12 protein-coding genes are annotated in these 17528 nt (G+C 51.5%); 2 read left to right on the top strand and 10 right to left on the bottom strand.

The window, feature by feature from the left end:
* Window positions 1-188: 188 nt before the first annotated feature.
* On the bottom strand, window positions 189-3461 hold the full coding sequence (locus tag ACO0LI_RS11435) for an amidohydrolase family protein (protein ID WP_423032657.1): 3273 nt from the start codon (window positions 3459-3461) through the stop codon (window positions 189-191).
* Between the two features lie 286 nt (window positions 3462-3747).
* On the opposite strand from ACO0LI_RS11435, the gene ACO0LI_RS11430 reads away from it, so the two are divergent.
* A complete protein-coding gene (locus tag ACO0LI_RS11430) occupies window positions 3748-7644 on the top strand; it encodes an ATP-binding protein (RefSeq protein WP_423032656.1) in 3897 nt (1298 codons plus the stop codon).
* 5 nt (window positions 7645-7649) lie between these two features.
* Here the strand turns inward: ACO0LI_RS11430 and ACO0LI_RS11425 are convergent, their stop codons facing one another.
* Both ACO0LI_RS11425 and ACO0LI_RS11420 read right to left on the bottom strand, forming a co-directional pair.
* Window positions 7650-8801 (bottom strand): CaiB/BaiF CoA transferase family protein, encoded by a 1152-nt coding sequence (locus ACO0LI_RS11425; protein ID WP_423032655.1) that lies wholly within the window; start codon window positions 8799-8801, stop codon window positions 7650-7652.
* Between the two features lie 24 nt (window positions 8802-8825).
* Complete coding sequence (locus ACO0LI_RS11420) at window positions 8826-9968, bottom strand: acyl-CoA dehydrogenase family protein (protein ID WP_423032654.1); 1143 nt, start codon at window positions 9966-9968, stop codon at window positions 8826-8828.
* Between the two features lie 142 nt (window positions 9969-10110).
* Here ACO0LI_RS11420 and ACO0LI_RS11415 point away from each other — a divergent pair, with 142 nt between their 5' ends.
* Window positions 10111-10773, top strand: coding sequence for a TetR/AcrR family transcriptional regulator (locus ACO0LI_RS11415; RefSeq protein WP_423032653.1), 663 nt, complete (start codon window positions 10111-10113; stop codon window positions 10771-10773).
* A gap of 7 nt (window positions 10774-10780) precedes the next feature.
* On the opposite strand, the gene ACO0LI_RS11410 is transcribed toward ACO0LI_RS11415, so the two are convergent.
* From ACO0LI_RS11410 to ACO0LI_RS11380, 7 genes are all read right to left on the bottom strand, one after another.
* Window positions 10781-11767 carry a hypothetical protein gene (locus tag ACO0LI_RS11410; protein ID WP_423032652.1) on the bottom strand — a complete coding sequence of 329 codons (987 nt, stop codon included), beginning with the start codon at window positions 11765-11767 and terminating at the stop codon, window positions 10781-10783.
* 5 nt (window positions 11768-11772) lie between these two features.
* On the bottom strand, window positions 11773-12159 hold the full coding sequence (locus ACO0LI_RS11405; protein WP_423032651.1) for a hypothetical protein: 387 nt from the start codon (window positions 12157-12159) through the stop codon (window positions 11773-11775).
* Between the two features lie 235 nt (window positions 12160-12394).
* Complete coding sequence (locus ACO0LI_RS11400) at window positions 12395-13825, bottom strand: aldehyde dehydrogenase family protein (protein ID WP_423032650.1); 1431 nt, start codon at window positions 13823-13825, stop codon at window positions 12395-12397.
* A 27-nt stretch (window positions 13826-13852) separates the two neighbouring features.
* On the bottom strand, window positions 13853-15142 hold the full coding sequence (locus tag ACO0LI_RS11395; protein WP_423032649.1) for an FAD-dependent oxidoreductase: 1290 nt from the start codon (window positions 15140-15142) through the stop codon (window positions 13853-13855).
* Window positions 15143-15144: 2 nt separating this feature from the next.
* Window positions 15145-15429 carry a 2Fe-2S iron-sulfur cluster-binding protein gene (locus tag ACO0LI_RS11390; RefSeq protein WP_423032648.1) on the bottom strand — a complete coding sequence of 95 codons (285 nt, stop codon included), beginning with the start codon at window positions 15427-15429 and terminating at the stop codon, window positions 15145-15147.
* Window positions 15422-16549, bottom strand: a complete 1128-nt coding sequence (locus tag ACO0LI_RS11385; RefSeq protein WP_423032647.1) for an NAD(P)/FAD-dependent oxidoreductase — start codon at window positions 16547-16549, stop codon at window positions 15422-15424. The genes ACO0LI_RS11390 and ACO0LI_RS11385 overlap by 8 nt, the downstream gene beginning before the upstream one ends.
* A gap of 46 nt (window positions 16550-16595) precedes the next feature.
* Window positions 16596-17492, bottom strand: coding sequence for a dihydrodipicolinate synthase family protein (locus ACO0LI_RS11380; protein WP_423032646.1), 897 nt, complete (start codon window positions 17490-17492; stop codon window positions 16596-16598).
* Between the last annotated feature and the right edge of the window lie 36 nt (window positions 17493-17528).

Here is a 17528-nt window from a genome sequence, read left to right as displayed (position 1 = left end):
AAAGCAATATAAAATGCACCAGACTAATGCGTCAAGCCTCTATTGTGACACATGCCACCAGCAACTTAGGATACAGGCGGCTTTAATCGTTATAAGAAACTGTATATCTTGACTGTGAGAAGATGTAAAAAATGCAGCTATTTTTCAATAGCTGCATTCTTCATTACACTGAGTAGCTTATTCAGGCATTAGTGGCCATGCGCATGCTCATCGGCCTCGATTGGCATTTCACCGCCGCTCTTGCCTTCAAAAAAGAAAGGCTTACGCACTTTTTTGGTTTTACCCACTTCATTCAAGGTAGCAGATTCATACAAACGTCCATTCAGCATGACATGGCTGAGTTTGTCTGATTGCTGTATGTCTTTGAGGACATCACCATCAATAATCATCAAGTCAGCTAGTTTGCCGACTTCCAGAGAGCCTATGTCCTTATCCATGCCCAGATAACGTGCGCCATTGATGGTACCGCTGCGTATCGCTTCCATCGGTGTCATGCCGCCTTTAACCAGGGTCCATAATTCCCAGTGTGCTGCCAGGCCTTCGCGCTGACCATGTGCACCCAGATTGACGGGAACACCAGCGCGTTGCAGGGCGGTTGCAGTCTGGGCCACCTTGATGACATTGAAGTCTTCTTCCGGCGCAGTCTCACGTCTGACGCTACGTGGCTCCAGTACTGAGCGCGGTACATATTTACTCAGCAGAGGATGTTTCCAGACATCGGTGTGGGCATACCAGTAGTGCTCGCCATCGAGGCCACCGTAGGCGACTCCCAGGGTCGGGGTATAGCCTACCTGAGTTTGCGACCACAGTTGCTTGACATCGTCATACACTTTTTCAACTGGCAAGGCATGCTCAACGCCAGTATGGCCATCGACTACCATGCTCATATTGGTCTGGAACAGCGAACCACCTTCAGGTACCACCATCATTTGTGTCAGACGTGCAGCTTCCAGAACTTGCTGGCGTTGCTCTCGCCTTGGCTGGTTATAACTCTTGACTGAGATAGCACCTGCTGCCTTGAGGCGTTTCAAATGCGTCAAAGCATCATCAAGATTATTGACGATAGCGGCGAAATTACCCTTGGCACCGTAAAGGATGGTACCGGTAGAGTAAATACGTGGCCCCAGTACTTGTCCGGCTCTTTGTAATTCACTTTGCGTGAAGATTTCTCCAGTGTCGTTCGATGGATCATGGATGGTCGTTACACCAAAAGCCAGCGAAGCATAATTCACCCAGCTTTGCTGCGGAATAATGCCGCTCTCGCCCATGCTGCCATGCCAGTGCACATCGACCAGGCCCGGCAAAATGGTTTTGCCCTTGGCATCAATCTGAGTTGCACCTGCAGGTATCGCCACATCAGCAGATTTGCCGACACTGACGATGCGGTTATCCTTGACGACAATACGGCCATCTTCTATGACCTCCTCGCCTTTCATGGTGACGATTCTGGCGCCGGATATGACTGTGTAACCACTAGGTTTGTCAGCAGCCTGGCGGAAGCCTATCTTTTGCCCCTGCTCTACCGGTTTAGGCAATTCAGCAGGTGCGCCCGGCACGAAAGCAAAAGCGTCTTTCAATTCACGGCTGAATAATTCATCGCCGAGTGAGAAGTTGATACGCTTGCTGTCGCCAGACCAGTGCAGGTATTGACCGGCATTGACGTCCAGCTGTTTGACAGGCAGCGCATCCATTTTCTGCCCTATAGTGACCGCCTTGCCAGCCAGCGGCAATGGCGTCACATAAGCATGGTAGCGTTCGCCAAAAGCCAGCCATTCACCATCTGGCGAAATCGCAAATTCACCGGCGAATTCACTTTTTGCAACTGGCTGCTCGGGCTTGCCATCCAGAGGTACGCGTACCAGTGAAGTAGTCCAATCGACTTCACCAGTATATTGTGTACGGGTGACATACACTGCCTGCGCATCTTTGCCAAATTGCGGTGCACCACCCTCTTCCGTCAACAGGCGCGGCTCGGTTTTACCGTCTGCATTCGCCAGGAACACGCCAGTTTCCATGCCATACCAGGGCGTAGTCAGGTAACCACCCTTGGCTTTGACATAGGCAACTTGCTTGCCATCAGGTGAAAAACGCGCCTGCAGGTATTTACCCGGGGCCTTGGTCACTATGGTTTCCTTGCCGCTGGCAAGCTCCACAGTTCTGACTGCGCCGAGCTTTTCATCATTCCAGCTACTGAATACGACCGACTTTCCATCGCGTGAAAAGCTGGGGAAGAATTCAAAATGTGTGTTTTGCGTGGTCAGGCGGCGTGGCGTGCCATTTGGCAGGTCCTTGACATAGATATGCCCCAGCGCCGAGTAAACAACTTTATCCCCCTGCGGTGCGACATTTACCCAGCGCAGCTGATGAACATCGAACTGATCAGGCGCGACCTCTTGCGGGAAGCGCAAGGCACTGCGCACTTCCCGGGTATCTTTCACATGAAAAGGAATTTCGACTGCCTTGTGGCTGAACGGATCAAGACGCCAGAGCTTACCCTTGGCCCAGACCACAATTTCTTTGCTACCTGGCATCCAGGAAAAGGCTGGATACACACCTTGAATAGCCCAGGCTTCTTGCATATCACGCTCCAGCTCTGGCCAGGCTGCTGTTTCTTCGCCCGTCTGTAGATTTTTCAGAAACAAAGCCGACTGGTTGCGAATGCGGCGCACAAAGGCCAGGTACTTGCCATCCGGCGAAGGCACCGGGCGCACTGCGCCGCCAGGGCCACTGACAAAAGCTTTGACCTTGCCATCTTGCAGGTCACGGCGGAAAATCTGGTAAATCTGTCCGTTGGAATTCTTATTGTATTCAAAGGACGTACCCGGCGTTGTGTCTTGGGAATAATAGACATAGCGGCCATCTGGCGAAAACGCCGGCTCTCCCAGGTCTTTTTGCCAGTTCGGCTTTTCATTCAATTGCACGCCCGTACCACCACTTTGATGATACAGCCAGATTTCACCAGAACCCAGTGAGCGGGTGCCGGTATAGTGCTTGCGCGCGGCGATGTACTGGCCATTCGGGTGCCAGACGGGATTGTTCAAGAGGCGGAAGTCTTCCTTGCTGACTGCATGCGCATTGCTGCCATCGACATTCATGACCCAGACATTGTCGCCGCCACCCGCATCAGACATATAGGCGATCTGTTTGCCATCCGGTGAAAAGCGCGCCTGCATTTCCCAGGCTATGGAGTGCGTCAAAGCCTTGGCTTCGCCACCCGCGATAGGCAGCGTATATAAATCGCCAAGCAGGTCAAACACCAGTTGTTTGCCATCCGGACTAACGTCCACGCTCATCCAGGTGCCGGTGCGGGTGTCAATATTGACTATCTTGCTTTCGCCGGGGGGATGATTGACATCCCATTTCTTTTTTTCTGCATCTGGCTTGGTGGCTGGCTCAGCGGCGAGCGCAGGCAAGCACAGCATGACAGCCCAGGCCAGCGGCAACAGTTTTGACACACGCATAAATTTTCCCTTTGGTTTATTATTTAATTTGCCAGATTTCAGACTTAGCCTGGATTTATCTGCATCCTCTCGCATTCATCAATATCGATGTGACTGCGATAATATATCAATAGAATATCAAGCTAGTGGAATCAGATTCATAGACCGCTGAAAAGTTCCTGTTTTGTAGCTGGCTAAACAGCGACTCTGTTTAGTCCCTGTCGAGTTTGCAACAAAGAGCGCTTCTTAATCCGTCAAGCAGCTTGTCATAAGGTATTATTTGATCAATTCTATATCGCCTGCGACCATGAATCTATTTGCCACTGAAGAGGAAGTGACCCAGCTTGCCAACGGGCTGGCTTCAGCGCAAGGTTTGGAAAAATTGATCAGTCAACTGACGTTAGCCTGGCATCTGCGGCAAAGGGATAGTCAAAGCGCAAGCGAGTTGGTGATCGCAGTCAAAGCCGATCTTGCAGACGCAAATATCTCCGATAAACTCAAAAATCAATTTCATGCACGGCTTTGCCTGATTGAAGCTGAAATCGCAGCATTGTTTTGCGACCTGACCGTTGCCGAGCAATTGCTGGCACAAGCCATCACCATATTCAATGAACTCGGCGATACCATCGGGCTGGGTGATGCCAGCCTGACCAGCGCCAGCCTCGCATTGGAACAAGGTGATGCAGGCAGAGAGGCCCGCTCATGCGCAGCAGCAAAGACATGGTATTTCAAAGCAAATGACACGCTCAGGGTAGCAATTGCTGAATCCTGGGTTATCTATGAACTGGCATTTTATGATCCGCTGGCAGCCTCGCGCCGCTATGCCGATTTTGACGAACAATACCTTCACCGCGATCATCCTGCAGTTGCGGCCCATATGGCAGCAGCCTATGGGGTGATTCATGGTCGTCGTGAACCAGCCAGGGCATCGGTTTATTATCTGCAGTCCAGCGAACTGGCCCGGCAGACTGGCATGGTCAGGCTGGCGATTGTCTCTGCCGGCAACTCTGGTGAATCCATGCAGACTGTCGGTGATCTGGAAGGCGCGGCTGGCGTCTTTGACTGGGCTGTGGAGCGTGCCCGTAAAACAGAATGGCCTGCATTGATAGGCAATGCCATGGCGCATTTGGGTAGTTTGCTAAGGCAACTGGGCCAGTATGAACGTAGTCAGAAAATACTGGAAGAGGCCTTGAATAGCTTCTCAAAAACGCCCGGCGGAATTAACAAGGCCATAGCCCATGCGGAATTAGCAGAATGTCTGCTCATTCAGGGCGAAACCAATAGAGCCCTGGCTTGTTTTAACGAGGCAATCCTGCTATTCCGGGCGGCTCAATCCATGGACGATTTACCGCAAGCCTTGATACGCTATGCCCGGGCATTGTCCGCCTCAAACCAGGCTGATGCTGCATTAGCCACCATCGCCGAGGCAAAATCCTTCATAGTCCAGCACCAGTTCACCGCCCTGGGGGTCACGCTTAATCAGACCCTCGCTGAAATACATGCCCGTCACGTTATTAGCAGCCCAGAAAAAATGGATGCGCCGAATGCCATCATCCACTATCTTGAAGAATCTTTGCGGGCGGGTGAATTGACAGAGGGCTGGCAAGCCAGCACAGAATTACTGATGGCCTTGAGCGATGCATGGGCTGATGCAGGAGACAGCAACAAAGCTTTACTTTATGCACGACTGGCCATAGCAGCAGAACAGCGGGAAAGCAAAAAACAGGCAAATAACCGTACTGCCATGGCGCAGGTCAGGCACGAAACTGAATTGATCAGGGCAGAAGCAGAACAACAAAGATTGATTGCTGTTTCTGAAGCCCGTCGCGCTGCCACCTTGCAGGAAGCGGGAACCACGCTTGAACGACTGGGCAGAATAGGTCAGGAAATCACATCCAACCTTGATCCCGAAGCAGTATTTGAAGCCATACATTATCATCTTAAGGATTTGCTGGACGCGACAACCTTCATCATCTACATGCTGTCAGCAGATGGGCAGACGCTGACACAGGCATTTGGCATAGAAGAAAATATGCCCCACCCTTACCATGAAGTCGCATTGACAGATACACGTGCGTCAAGTGCACGCTGTGTGCGTGAGAGACGGGAAGTCAAGCTTGAACTGCTGCCAGACAATGATTTTCCCGTGGTGCCAAATACGCTGGGAACATTGAGTCTGCTATTTGCACCGCTGAGCATAGGTGAACGCATATTGGGTGTGATGAGCATACAAACACCGCGTGAATATGCCTATGGTGAAAGAGAATGCCTGATCTTTCGTAGCCTGTGTTCTTATGGCGCGATTGCGCTGGATAATGCCAATGCCTATCGCGAATTGCGTCAGACTCAGCAACAACTCGAAGAGGCAAGTATCACAGAAAGACAGGCACGCAAAAAAGCAGAAGATGCCACCAAATTGAAAAGTGAGTTCCTGGCCAATATGAGCCATGAAATCCGCACGCCGATGAATGCAGTCATAGGCCTGGCGCATCTTGCCCTGCAAACCAGGCTCACCCCCAAACAATATGACTATGTCAGCAAGATCCATCATGCCGGCGAATCGTTGTTGGGCATCATCAATGACATACTGGATTTTTCCAAGATAGAAGCGGGTATGCTGGATGTGGAGAAAATTCCATTTTCCATCAAGGATGTGCTCAATAGCGTATCGACCCTGACCAGCCAGAAAGCCATAGAAAAACAGATCGCCTATATTGTGCGAATTTCTGAAGAAGTGCCTTCACGTTTGCGCGGCGACCCGCTGAGGCTGGGCCAGATACTGACCAATCTGGTCAATAATGCTGTCAAATTCACTCCCAGCGGCGGCGAAATTGAAGTCAGTGTCAAAAGATTGCCCACCCCTTCTGAAACAACTGATCTGACATTTTCAGTAAGAGATACGGGCATAGGCATGTCCGCCGAGCAGCAACAAAGCCTGTTCCAGCCATTTACCCAGGCAGATGGCTCGACTACCCGCAAATATGGGGGAACGGGCCTGGGCTTATCCATATCACGTCGTCTGGTGGAATTAATGGGGGGGCAGATTGCTGTCTACAGTCAGGAAAATCATGGATCGACATTTGCCTTCACCTTGCCGCTGGAAATAGACTTCAGCCTGAATGGTGAATCAGACTCCCATGCAGAATCACGTGTGACCCATAGCGCCAATATTGCAGCACAAAACCATGCGGGCCGTCGTGTCTTGCTGGCGGAAGATAACCCCGTCAATCAGCAAATTGCCATCGAATTGCTGAGCATGGTAGGCATTACCGCTGATGTTGCCGACAATGGTGAAGAGGCAGTACGCCTCATCATGGCAAACGAACCGGCGTATTACGCCATGATATTCATGGATCTGCAAATGCCGATCATGGATGGTCATGAAGCTGCTGCAAAAATCAGATTAGATGCCCGTCTGGATGACACGCCCATCATCGCCCTGACTGCGCATGCAGTCGGTGACATTCGCGAGCGCTGCATGCGTGAAGGCATGCAGGATTATCTGACCAAGCCTATACAACCGGACGCCTTGTTCAGCATAGTCTCACACTGGATGGATACCGAACATGAACTACCGGTGCCCGGCAGCCTGATCACCAGCACCGTGTTTGATGATGAAGATGCGGGATTCCCGCAATTCAATGAACTCGATACCAGCCTCGGCCTGCATTACATGGGTGGGCGTCACGAGTTTTATATCAATATGTTGCATAGATTTGAACAAAGCCAGGCAGATACTCTGCATGATTTAAACAGGTTCATACAAATTGGTGAGTACGGTAATGCAGAAAGGCTCAGCCATACCCTCAAAGGCCTGGCAGGCAGTATAGGCGCGACGAAACTGCAAAAAATAGCGGCAGAACTGGAATACAAACTCAGCAAGGAAGAAGACAGGGAGTTTATATTGAATACCCTGGAGCCACTTACCCAGTCGCTCAATGCGGTGCTGGATGAGTTGAAAATAGTATTGCCAGGAATTTTGCCTCAGCATGAAGAAGTCATCGTCGATGAAGCCGAGGCAAAGAATATTGTGGATGAACTACGCGCACTGCTCGCAGCCTCGGATGCTGATGCACAAAGTCTGTTTGAAGAAAACGAAACTGCCATTGCCACTCAGTTCAACCAGGATGCCATGATACAACTCAGGCATTTCATGCATCAGTTTGAATTTGAAGCTGCAGCAAAACTCATAGAGCAACAGTAGCAGCCTCAAATTACCTTATTTTCTTTTAAAGCAGCGATACTCTCTTCACTCATCCCCCAGTCGTGCAAAATCTCAGCACTATGCTGGCCTGGTGCTGCCGGCGGCATGCTGATTTCTGGCGCAGTCCTGCTGAAACGCGGCGCAGGTGCTGGTTGGACTATGCCTTCAATATCAGTGAAATTGGCTCTGGCCTGATTGTGCGGATGCTCAGGTGCTTCTGCCATATCCAGCACCGGGGCGAAACAGATATCTGTCCCTTCCATTAATTCACACCACTGCTGGCGGGTTTTAGTTTTGAACAGCGCTGTACATTTTTCTTTCAGTTCTGGCCATTTCTGGCCATCCATTTGCGCATTGAATGCAGGGTCAGTGATAGCTGCACGTTCCAGCAACAAAGCATAAAACTGCGGCTCTATTGCGCCTATGGAGATGAATTTACCGTCAGCGCAAGTATAGGTATCATAAAAATGCGCCCCTCCATCCAGCATATTCGCGCCACGCTGGTCTGACCATGCGCCAAAGGCACGGAAGCCGTAAATCATCGCGCCTAACAAGGCTGATCCATCGACCATGGCCGCATCCACCACCTGCCCCTTGCCAGAGCTGCGTGCTTCCAGCGCAGCGCAGACCACGCCAAAAGCCAGCATCATTGCACCGCCGCCAAAGTCGCCGACCAGATTCAAGGGCGGTGCAGGTGGGGTATCTGCCCGCCCCATGGCATGCAACATGCCGCTGAGGGCGATGTAATTCAGGTCATGCCCTGCCGCCTGTGCCAGCGGACCATCCTGGCCCCAGCCAGTAATACGGCCATATACCAGACGTGGATTGCTTTGCAGGCAGACTTCCGGCCCCAGGCCCAGTCTTTCCATGACACCTGGCCGGAAGCCTTCCAGCAGGATATCAGCACTCGCTACCAGATCCAGCAAGACGGCTTTCGCTTCTGCCTGCTTCAAGTCCAGAGCCAGCGAGCGCCGCCCTCTGGCCATGACATCATATTTGGTGCCAAGCATAGGGAAAGGATTATTCGCGCCCGGAGCCAGCTTGCGGTCTATGCGTATGACTTCTGCCCCCATGTCAGCCAGCATCATGGCGGCAAAAGGGCATGGTCCCAGGCCCACCATTTCTATGACACGTATGCCCTGTAAAGGTCCAGCCATGTTTCGCTCTCCGCTTTTTCTGGTTTATAAATTACGGGAAATTATTTCTTTCATGATTTCATTGGCACCACCATAAATGCGCTGTACCCGCGCATCGACATACATTTGCGCTATAGGATATTCCAGCATATAGCCATAACCGCCAAATAATTGCAGGCACTGGTCGATAACCTTGCACTGCAAATCAGATATCCAGTATTTGGCCATTGATGCCAGCTCGGTATCCATTCGCCCTTCCATCGTATCGACTATACAGCGGTCGATGAAGATACGGGCTATCGTCGCCTCGGTCTTGATCTCTGCCAATACAAAGCGGGTATTCTGCATCTCTATCAGGGCCTGACCAAAGGCCTTGCGCTCACGTGTATGCGTGATCGTCAAATCCAGTGCGCGCTCTATCGCAGCGACGCCAGAGACGCCCAGTATCGTGCGCTCATAAGGCAGCTCAGTCATCAACTGGGTGAAACCCTTGCCTTCTACGCCGCCAAGCACCCTGTCCAGCGGCACGCGCACATCATCAAAGAACAGCTCGCAAGTGTCCTGGCCTTTTTGCCCTATTTTTTCCAGTATGCGCCCTACCCTGTAACCGGGGCAGTCTCTGGTTTCGACCATGATCAGTGATACCCCCTTGGCGCCCGCTTCAGGGTCAGTCTTGGTCACGACCACCACCAGATCAGCCATAAAGCCGTTCGATATAAAGGTCTTGGAACCATTGATGACATAGCTGTCGCCATCACGTCTCGCTGTGGTGCGTATGCCTTTGAGGTCAGACCCGGCACCGGGTTCAGACATCGCGATGGCAGCGATCATTTCACCTGAGGCCAGCTTGGGCAGGTATTTTTGTTTTTGCTCTTCTGTCCCCTGATTCAAGATATAGTGCGCGACAATAGCATGCACATGGATGCCAAAGGCCATGTCACCGGCATAAGTCAGTTCTTCAAAAACAATGGATTGATGGGCAAAACTGCCACCAGAGCCACCATATTCTTCTGGTATGTCAGCCAGCAAGATGCCCATGGCACCGCCCTTGTCCCAGACATCACGATCTACATGTTGCTGTTTTTTCCAATGTTCCTGGTGCGGGATCACTTCGGCAGCGACAAAGCGGCGTACTGCATCGCGAAAAGTTTCCAGCTCAGGTGTCATCCAGCGTGGTTTGATTTGCATACTGTGTCTCCTATGTAATGAACTCAGGCTTTTGTGCCTGATTTTTATTGGCCTGATTGATGGCAGCTTTATTTAAGGTTACCATCAAGAGCTATCAGAAAAGCACGCCATCCCATTTTTTAGAAGACTATCCCCAATAGCAATGCCCAAAGAAATCATTACAGACACGACAGGGCGAGCATTGCCAGGGACACAAACTGCAAAGAAACGCGGTCGCCCAGTGCTGGATGGCTCAGAAAGCATACGCCAGGATTTGATCAGGAAATCAGCACAGCTGTTCAGGACAAAGGGTTACGACAACACCACTGTGCGTGATATTGCTGCTGCAGTGGGAATACAGTCTGGCAGTTGGTTTTATCACTTCAAGACCAAACAAGACATCCTGGTCGCCGTGATGGAACAAGGCATGCAAAAATCGCTGGAAGAAATAGAAAAGCTGGCTTTGGCAGATTTGCCGCCGCGGCTGGCGTTTCAGCATTTGGTCAAGGTTCATCTGAATACCTTGCTGGCTCCGGAGCATGATTTTATTGCAGTACTTCTGTATGAATGGCGCGCACTCGACAAACCGGCACGCGCACGTATCATTGCTCTTAAGGATAAGTATGAAGCTGCGTGGGAAAAAGTTATCACAGACTTGCATGCATCAGGAGATTGGGCCATGCCCACGCGCATAGACAAGTTGCTGATGTTTGGCACGCTGAACTGGACAGCACAATGGTATAGACGCGGTTCTGGTATCAGCATAGATGAACTGGCAGAGCAGGCGCTGCAATTCATCTTGCGTACCAAATCTGACCAAAGCTGAATAGTATTTACTCTTCCAGCGCTATTTCCATTTTGCGGGTATCGATAATCAGCTTTTTGCCCAAGAAGAGCTTATTCCCGACCATACCAGCTGAGCCCAGGCCGCTGATTGCAAGCTCTTGCAAGAAGCCGACATCCTCAATGTAACTGATTTCTTTCACTGGTAAGCTGATACCTCCTACCGTTACCTCGGCGCTGGTTTCTACCGTATGCGCAGTCAATATCTTGTCCCAGGGACGAATAGAAAAAGCCGCTGGCCTGGCATCCTTTTTCGCCAATCGCTGGAAAGTTTTCTCATTACTAATCCACGACAAAGCGCCGGAGCTACTGTCATACATCACGGTTTTCTCTTCGCCATCAAAAGTAACAGGCATGACTATCCTGCGGCCAGAAAAGCTGAAGGGCTGGAATTTACTGTTTGCAGAATACAAGCCCTCACGTTCACGGGCGAATTGCACTATGTCTTTCTTGAAATCCAGCACCACTATCCTGCCATCAATCAAATCCGCACCTATGCTGCCGATAACTTCTATGCTTCCCTTGCTCCACTCGACGCCGACACCTTCGCGCTGCATGATGGATATGTTTTTTGCCAGGACCTGCATGTCACCGAGTTTGAAATTAATGGCGGCAAGCTTGTCGCCAGAATTCACGAATTGATATTTCTCGGCAATCGCCTTCCATTTATTGGAATAAAAGACAGTTGATGCATGACCAAGATCAAGCTGCATGTAAAATATTTTTTCTTCGCTGCTGCCAAAATGCATGGGCAATAGCAAGGCTGCATGATCCAGTGGCGGCAACGGTGCAGTACGCGGTATCGCATCCCACACTATGGCCACCTCACCGCCATCACCTGACAACTCTACTTGCGCAGGTGTGAGCCTGTTGCCAGTTGCACAGGCTGAAAGGAACAGGGCCAGGCCCAAAAGCAAAAAGGAAGTGAGACACTTCCTGTATTTGCCTGGTTTGAAAGGCTTAACAAAGTCTGGCATTTGCTTTAAACAGTTTTACGGCGTGAAAACAGGGCAACCAGGCCGACCACCAGCAAGACAGGGAAAAGCAAGGGCAGCATTGCCAATGCCAGCGAACCCAGTACTACAGCGAAAATCACGCACAACAATATTGCCACGCCAGCCAGTACCATGCCAGTCAGGCCAAGGGCAAACACCACCGCCACTACAGCAATTCCGCAACCGAACAAGACACCAAAGAAACCAAAGAATCCACCCACGCCATCAATGTCGTCGCCGTCAATCTGCACATCGACGCCATGAGAGGACGACATTATTATCATGGCAAAAACCAGGATGGACAGAAGGACGATGGCGATGCCTTTATTTGAGGTGATGCGTGAGGCGATTCGTGATGTGTTAGTAGATGTCATGATAGGCTCCCTTTAGCTCAAGTGTGAATTTGATGATTTCTTGTGTTCTGTGATTCGATGTAAGCATCTTATAAAAGAACAACTGGCGCTTCCATGGGCTTGCGACAGAATGCGCAAATCACGGCTTGAACAGTGATAGGGAGGGAGGAATGGGGCAAAAACAGGCAAAAATAGACACGAAAAGCAAAAAAGCAGCCGTTAGCTGCTTTTTTGCCTGCTATAGAGCGATAAAAGATCAGCTACCGGTATAACTGGTCTTCATCGTAGTAAAGAATTCCACGGCAGCACTACCCTGTTCACGGGCACCATAGCTGGATGCCTTGCTGCCACCAAATGGAACATGGTAATCAACTCCCGCCGTAGGCAGGTTGACCATGACCATGCCTGCACGGGCATGACGTTTGAAGTGAGTCGCGTATTTCAATGAAGTCGTGCAAATACCCGCTGTCAGACCAAATTCAGTATCGTTTGCCAGTTGCAGCGCGTGCTCATAGTTTTTGGCAGGAATGACGGATGCTACCGGGCCAAAAATCTCTTCCCTGGTATGTTGCATGGCAGGGTCGCAATCAACGAACAGAGCTGGATTCAGGAAATAGCCATCGGTATCGCGTGACAGGCGCTCACCACCAAAGGCCAGTTTGGCACCTTCATCTTTGGCTATCTGTATATAGCGCAAGTCCTGTTCCAGCTGAGACTTATCGACTACCGGGCCTATATCTATTCCTGTCTGCAAGGCATGCCCTACTTTCAGGCTCTTCAATTTATCTATCATCGCAGCGACAAATGCCGGGTAGATTTTTTCTTCAACGATAAGGCGAGAAGATGCCGTGCAACGCTGGCCAGTAGAAAAATAAGAGCCCTGGATTGCGGCATTGACTGCCACATCCAGATCAGCATCTGCCAATATCACCAGCGGGTTCTTGCCACCCATTTCCAGTTGCACCTTGGCGCGGCGTGCCGCGCAAGCTGCCAGCACCCTGCTGCCAGTGCCGACGGAACCGGTAAAGCTAATAGCATCCACTCTGCTGTCTTTGCTCAAGGCTTCACCAACTATACGGCCAGGGCCAGACAAAAGATTGAATACGCCTGCAGGCAAACCAGAACGGCTGATGATCTCGGCCATGGCCCAGGAGCAGCCTGGCACCAGCTCCGCCGGTTTCAAGATCACGGTATTGCCATAGGCCAGCGCCGGTGCAGCTTTCCAGGCAGGAATAGCTATAGGAAAATTCCAGGGCGCGATAATGCCGACGACGCCTACCGGCTCACGGGTGACATCAACATCCACGCCCGGGCGCACTGAAGCCAGTTTGTCGCCGCGTATGCGCAAGGCTTCCTGGGCGAAGAATTTGAAGATAGCGGCTGCCCGGCCAACCTCACCTATCGCTTCTGGCAGGGTCTTGCCTTCTTCACGTGCCAGTAGGCTGCCGAGCTCGGCTTTGCGCTCATTGATTTCTGTGCCTATCTTATCAAGCGCATCTGCCCTTTGCTGCACGCCAGAATTACGCCAGCCTTCTGCAGCTTCACGCGCAGCGGCAATTGCCAGTTCTACCTGTTCATTACCTGCACTGGCGTACTCGCCAACTACCTCACTCAAATCAGAGGGGCTGTGAGTGACAGTTACGTTTGCGCCGTCATGCCAGCTACCATTGATATACAGTTGTTTCATTTTATTCTTCCTTGTTTTTCAGTCTTATTATTCAACATTACCCGGCGTACCACTCAGGACAGCAAGAGTTGATGTTTTTGTCGGGAAAACCGGTTGTCTCAGCCCCGGCGCATCCCAGCCAAACATGAACTGACAGGCCGCACCGCAAATACGCCCCTGGCATGCGCCCATACCTGCCCTGGTCATCAGCTTTGCGGTACGCCAGTCGTCATGTTCTCGCAATTGCCTGGCACTGACATCTTCACAGCGACATACCAGGGTGTCTGACTTGCATAACTTGCGCAGGCTGTCGTCTGTGGCAAAACTCTGCTTGAGTAAATCAGCAAATTGCCTTGCATGAGTGCGGCGCGCAAGATCATCTTGCTCAGCGGCCTGCCCAATTGCAGCCAGACCGGCAATGTGCCCTTCTGCCAAAGCCTTGTCAACACCGCCTATACCGCAAGCCTCGCCTGCCACCCATACATCGGCACGCGTACTGGCCTGATTAGCATCGACAACGATGCTGCCATCCCTGATCTGGCACCCCAACAGGGTACCGATTTCCAGATTGGGTAACAAACCAAAACCACAGGCCAGTAAATCACAGCTCAAGTCAATTTTTTTGTCACCATGTTGCAGGCTGATGCCCAGCAGGCGTTGCTCACCATGCGCCTTGAGCACCCTGGCATCATGGCGGTAATGTACAAATTTAAGCTGCCAGAACAATTTCAGTGCCTGCAACAACTTTCCGCGGTGCGATTTGAGCAAGGCCCAGAAAAATTGACGTAAATTTTTACTGTTTTTTGTTTCTATGATACTGACGACCTGGCCGCCAGCACGTATGACTGTCTCCGCTACTGCCAGCAGCAAGGGGCCACTACCGGCAACAGCGACGCGCTTGCCTTCCACTGGCATACCGCCCTTGATCAAGGCTTGCAAGCCACCGGCACCAGTAACGCCAGGCAAAGTCCAGCCGGGGAAAGGCAAGAGCAACTCACGGGCACCGCTACAGATAATCAGTTTGTTCCATTTTATTTTTTGGGCACCATCTGAAGTTTCGAGCAAAAATTCCTTGTCAGAAATAGCAGCAACAATACGCACACCATAGACCATGTGCACATTCAGGCAATTTGCCAAAGCACGCCACAAGTCATGCGCACGCTCGTCTCTCCATGAAGCAGGACCACCGCGCCAGATTTGTCCGCCAGGTGCCTGATTTTCATCAATAACGGTGATGATGGACGACTGGTTGGCTGCAGCCAGTGCCGCTGCCAGGCCTGCAGGGCCGGCACCTATGATAAGAATGTCCGTGGAAAACGGTAAAATCGCCGATACCATCGTCAAACTCCCAGGCCAGTGGTTTCAGTATTGATCACCATGCCCGAGCGACAGTATTCCTGGCAAGCCAGTTTATGCGACTGACCATTGATACGCACCCGACACTCCTGACATACGCCCATGCCGCATACGGCAAACCGCGGCTGACCAGAAACCGACTGACGTGTTTGCATATTGTCATACCGCATCAGGGCCGCAGCCACAGTCATGTTCGTTGTCGCCTCAAAGGGAGAGCCGTTAATCCAGATTTTTGCAATTATTTTTGTGTCCGGGCCGTGCTCACGCATATTTCAACTCCCGCACAGGAAAAAAACGTTCCGGCGAATAATGCTGATAATCTATTTCCCCTGCCCGCCCGGCAATCTGGTCTGCCAGCATTTTTGCTGTCGCCATGGCCGTCGTCACACCCAGCCCTTCATGCCCTGCTGCCAGCCAGAGGCCTGGCAGTTCAGGATGAGGCCCGATAATGGGATGACCGTCGGGCGATGCCGGACGCATGCCTGCCCAGGCGCGTATGATTTGCATGTCGGCCAGGCAAGGTAGCAGCTTTATGGCTGACTGCAAGACTGCTCCCAGCGCCTTGGGGTCCAGGTTGTTGTTGGTTTGCCCATCCTGTCTGCAAGAACCGATCAACCATTGCCCGTTGCTGCGCGGCTGCACATTGGCAGCCACGGCCAGTGCATCTGCAGTAACTGCAGCCTGACCATAATTCATACTGACAATTTGATGTGAAAGACGACCGGGATAGCGATCTGTAATCGCCAGATGGCCTTTGCGGCCAAACACGGCAATTTCAGGCAAGAGCTTGGCTACTTCGAGCCCGGCAGCAACAATAATGATATCGGCATTGAGCTTGCTACCATCCTCAAAAGTCAATTGCCTTGCTCCAAGCTGCACAACACGCTTGCGCAAGATCAGGTCGCCACCTCGTTTGACCAAAAGCTGGGCCATGAAATGTGCCAGTTTGGGTGGATACACCACACTGTCGCCAAATACCCTGACACCACCAGCAAGGCCGAGGCGCAAAGCCGGTTCCAGTTTCTGGACTTGCTCACCAGTCAATGCTTCAGCACGCCATAGCCGTGCATTCAAGCCTTGTGCCCTGTGATGCGCCTCCACCAGTTGATCTTCGTTCTCTGCCACCCACAAGGTGCCGCACTGGCTGACTTCTCCTGTACCAGGAAATTCAGTAAAGAAGTCTTTCCACATGCGCAAAGAAAGCAGGCACAGGTCCAGCTCTTGCTCAGTTTCATCCAGGGCAACCAGATGCCCCATCCCCACTGCGGTCACGCCGCAGCCGGGGGAAGCGGCCTCAATCAAACTGACCTGATAGCCCTCTTCCTGCATCTTCAAGGCGCAGGTGGTGCCGACTATACCGGCACCAATGACACACACTGTCGTATTCATAGGCATGCCCCCTGCACCTTCACACTGACCACATTAAATAAAAAAATCAGTTAAATGTTGGCAAAACCGGGCGATTAGCCAGGGAAGCGCTGACCACTTGCTCTACACGGGTACGCAGAGCACCTTCCAGCGGCAGACGTGGCGCACGTACGCGATCATTGGAATCGATGGCTAATGCTTCTACCAGTTTGATGTTTTGTACCAGGTAAGTAGAGACATCCAGGTCCAGCAAAGGACGGAACCAGCGGTAGATTTCCAGGGCTTCGTTATAGCGGCCAGCCTTGATGAGGCGGTAAATAGCGACCGTCTCATGCGGGAAAGCCACAACCAGACCAGCTACCCAGCCTGTTGCACCTGCAGTCAACGCCTCAAAAGCCAGGTTATCTACGCCAGTGAACAAGTCATAACGGCTACCCAGGCGGTTGATGATTTCTGTAGTGCGGCGGATATCATCAGAAGATTCTTTTACTGCGACAAAACGGGCATCGTCCGCAAGTTCTTCCAGCATGTCTATTGTCACATCAACGCGATAGGCCAGACGGTTGGAATAAATCATGACTGGCAAATCACCGGCAGCGGCGATGCTGCGCAGAGTTGCTACGGTTTCACGATGATTAGTGTGATAGATGGTGCTAGGCACAACCATCAAGCCATCAGCGCCAGCTTTGGCGGCTTTTTCTGCCAGGGCACAGGCATCACGTGTTGCTGCCTCGGCGACAGTCAAAATGGCAGGCTTGTTGCCTGTCACTTCTTTCGTCAATTTCAGCACATCAATACGCTCGGCATGGGATAACAAAGGGCCTTCGCCCAGAGAACCGCAAGCGATCAGACCATCACAACCGGCATCCATCAAATAACGGAAACAGCGCTCCATTTCCTTGAAGTCCAGCGTATCGTCCTGGTTGAATTTTGTTGTAACTGCGGGAATGACGCCTTGCCACATGATATTTGCCTTGTCTCCGGATAAAACCGGTCAATT

This window comes from Undibacterium sp. Tian12W (assembly GCF_049339405.1).
GTDB lineage: Bacteria > Pseudomonadota > Gammaproteobacteria > Burkholderiales > Burkholderiaceae_D > Undibacterium.
This window is presented reverse-complemented; position numbering and strand designations above follow the sequence as displayed.

Excerpts from the sequence above, each read along its gene's own strand:
- ACO0LI_RS11435 (WP_423032657.1), bottom strand. The coding sequence starts at position 3,461 with ATGCGTGTGTCAAAACTGTTGCCGCTGGCCTGGGCTGTCATGCTGTGC.
- ACO0LI_RS11430 (WP_423032656.1), top strand. The coding sequence starts at position 3,748 with ATGAATCTATTTGCCACTGAAGAGGAAGTGACCCAGCTTGCCAACGGG.
- ACO0LI_RS11425 (WP_423032655.1), bottom strand. The coding sequence starts at position 8,801 with ATGGCTGGACCTTTACAGGGCATACGTGTCATAGAAATGGTGGGCCTG.
- ACO0LI_RS11420 (WP_423032654.1), bottom strand. The coding sequence starts at position 9,968 with ATGCAAATCAAACCACGCTGGATGACACCTGAGCTGGAAACTTTTCGC.
- ACO0LI_RS11415 (WP_423032653.1), top strand. The coding sequence starts at position 10,111 with ATGCCCAAAGAAATCATTACAGACACGACAGGGCGAGCATTGCCAGGG.
- ACO0LI_RS11410 (WP_423032652.1), bottom strand. The coding sequence starts at position 11,767 with ATGCCAGACTTTGTTAAGCCTTTCAAACCAGGCAAATACAGGAAGTGT.
- ACO0LI_RS11405 (WP_423032651.1), bottom strand. The coding sequence starts at position 12,159 with ATGACATCTACTAACACATCACGAATCGCCTCACGCATCACCTCAAAT.
- ACO0LI_RS11400 (WP_423032650.1), bottom strand. The coding sequence starts at position 13,825 with ATGAAACAACTGTATATCAATGGTAGCTGGCATGACGGCGCAAACGTA.
- ACO0LI_RS11395 (WP_423032649.1), bottom strand. The coding sequence starts at position 15,142 with ATGGTATCGGCGATTTTACCGTTTTCCACGGACATTCTTATCATAGGT.
- ACO0LI_RS11390 (WP_423032648.1), bottom strand. The coding sequence starts at position 15,429 with ATGCGTGAGCACGGCCCGGACACAAAAATAATTGCAAAAATCTGGATT.
- ACO0LI_RS11385 (WP_423032647.1), bottom strand. The coding sequence starts at position 16,549 with ATGAATACGACAGTGTGTGTCATTGGTGCCGGTATAGTCGGCACCACC.
- ACO0LI_RS11380 (WP_423032646.1), bottom strand. The coding sequence starts at position 17,492 with ATGTGGCAAGGCGTCATTCCCGCAGTTACAACAAAATTCAACCAGGAC.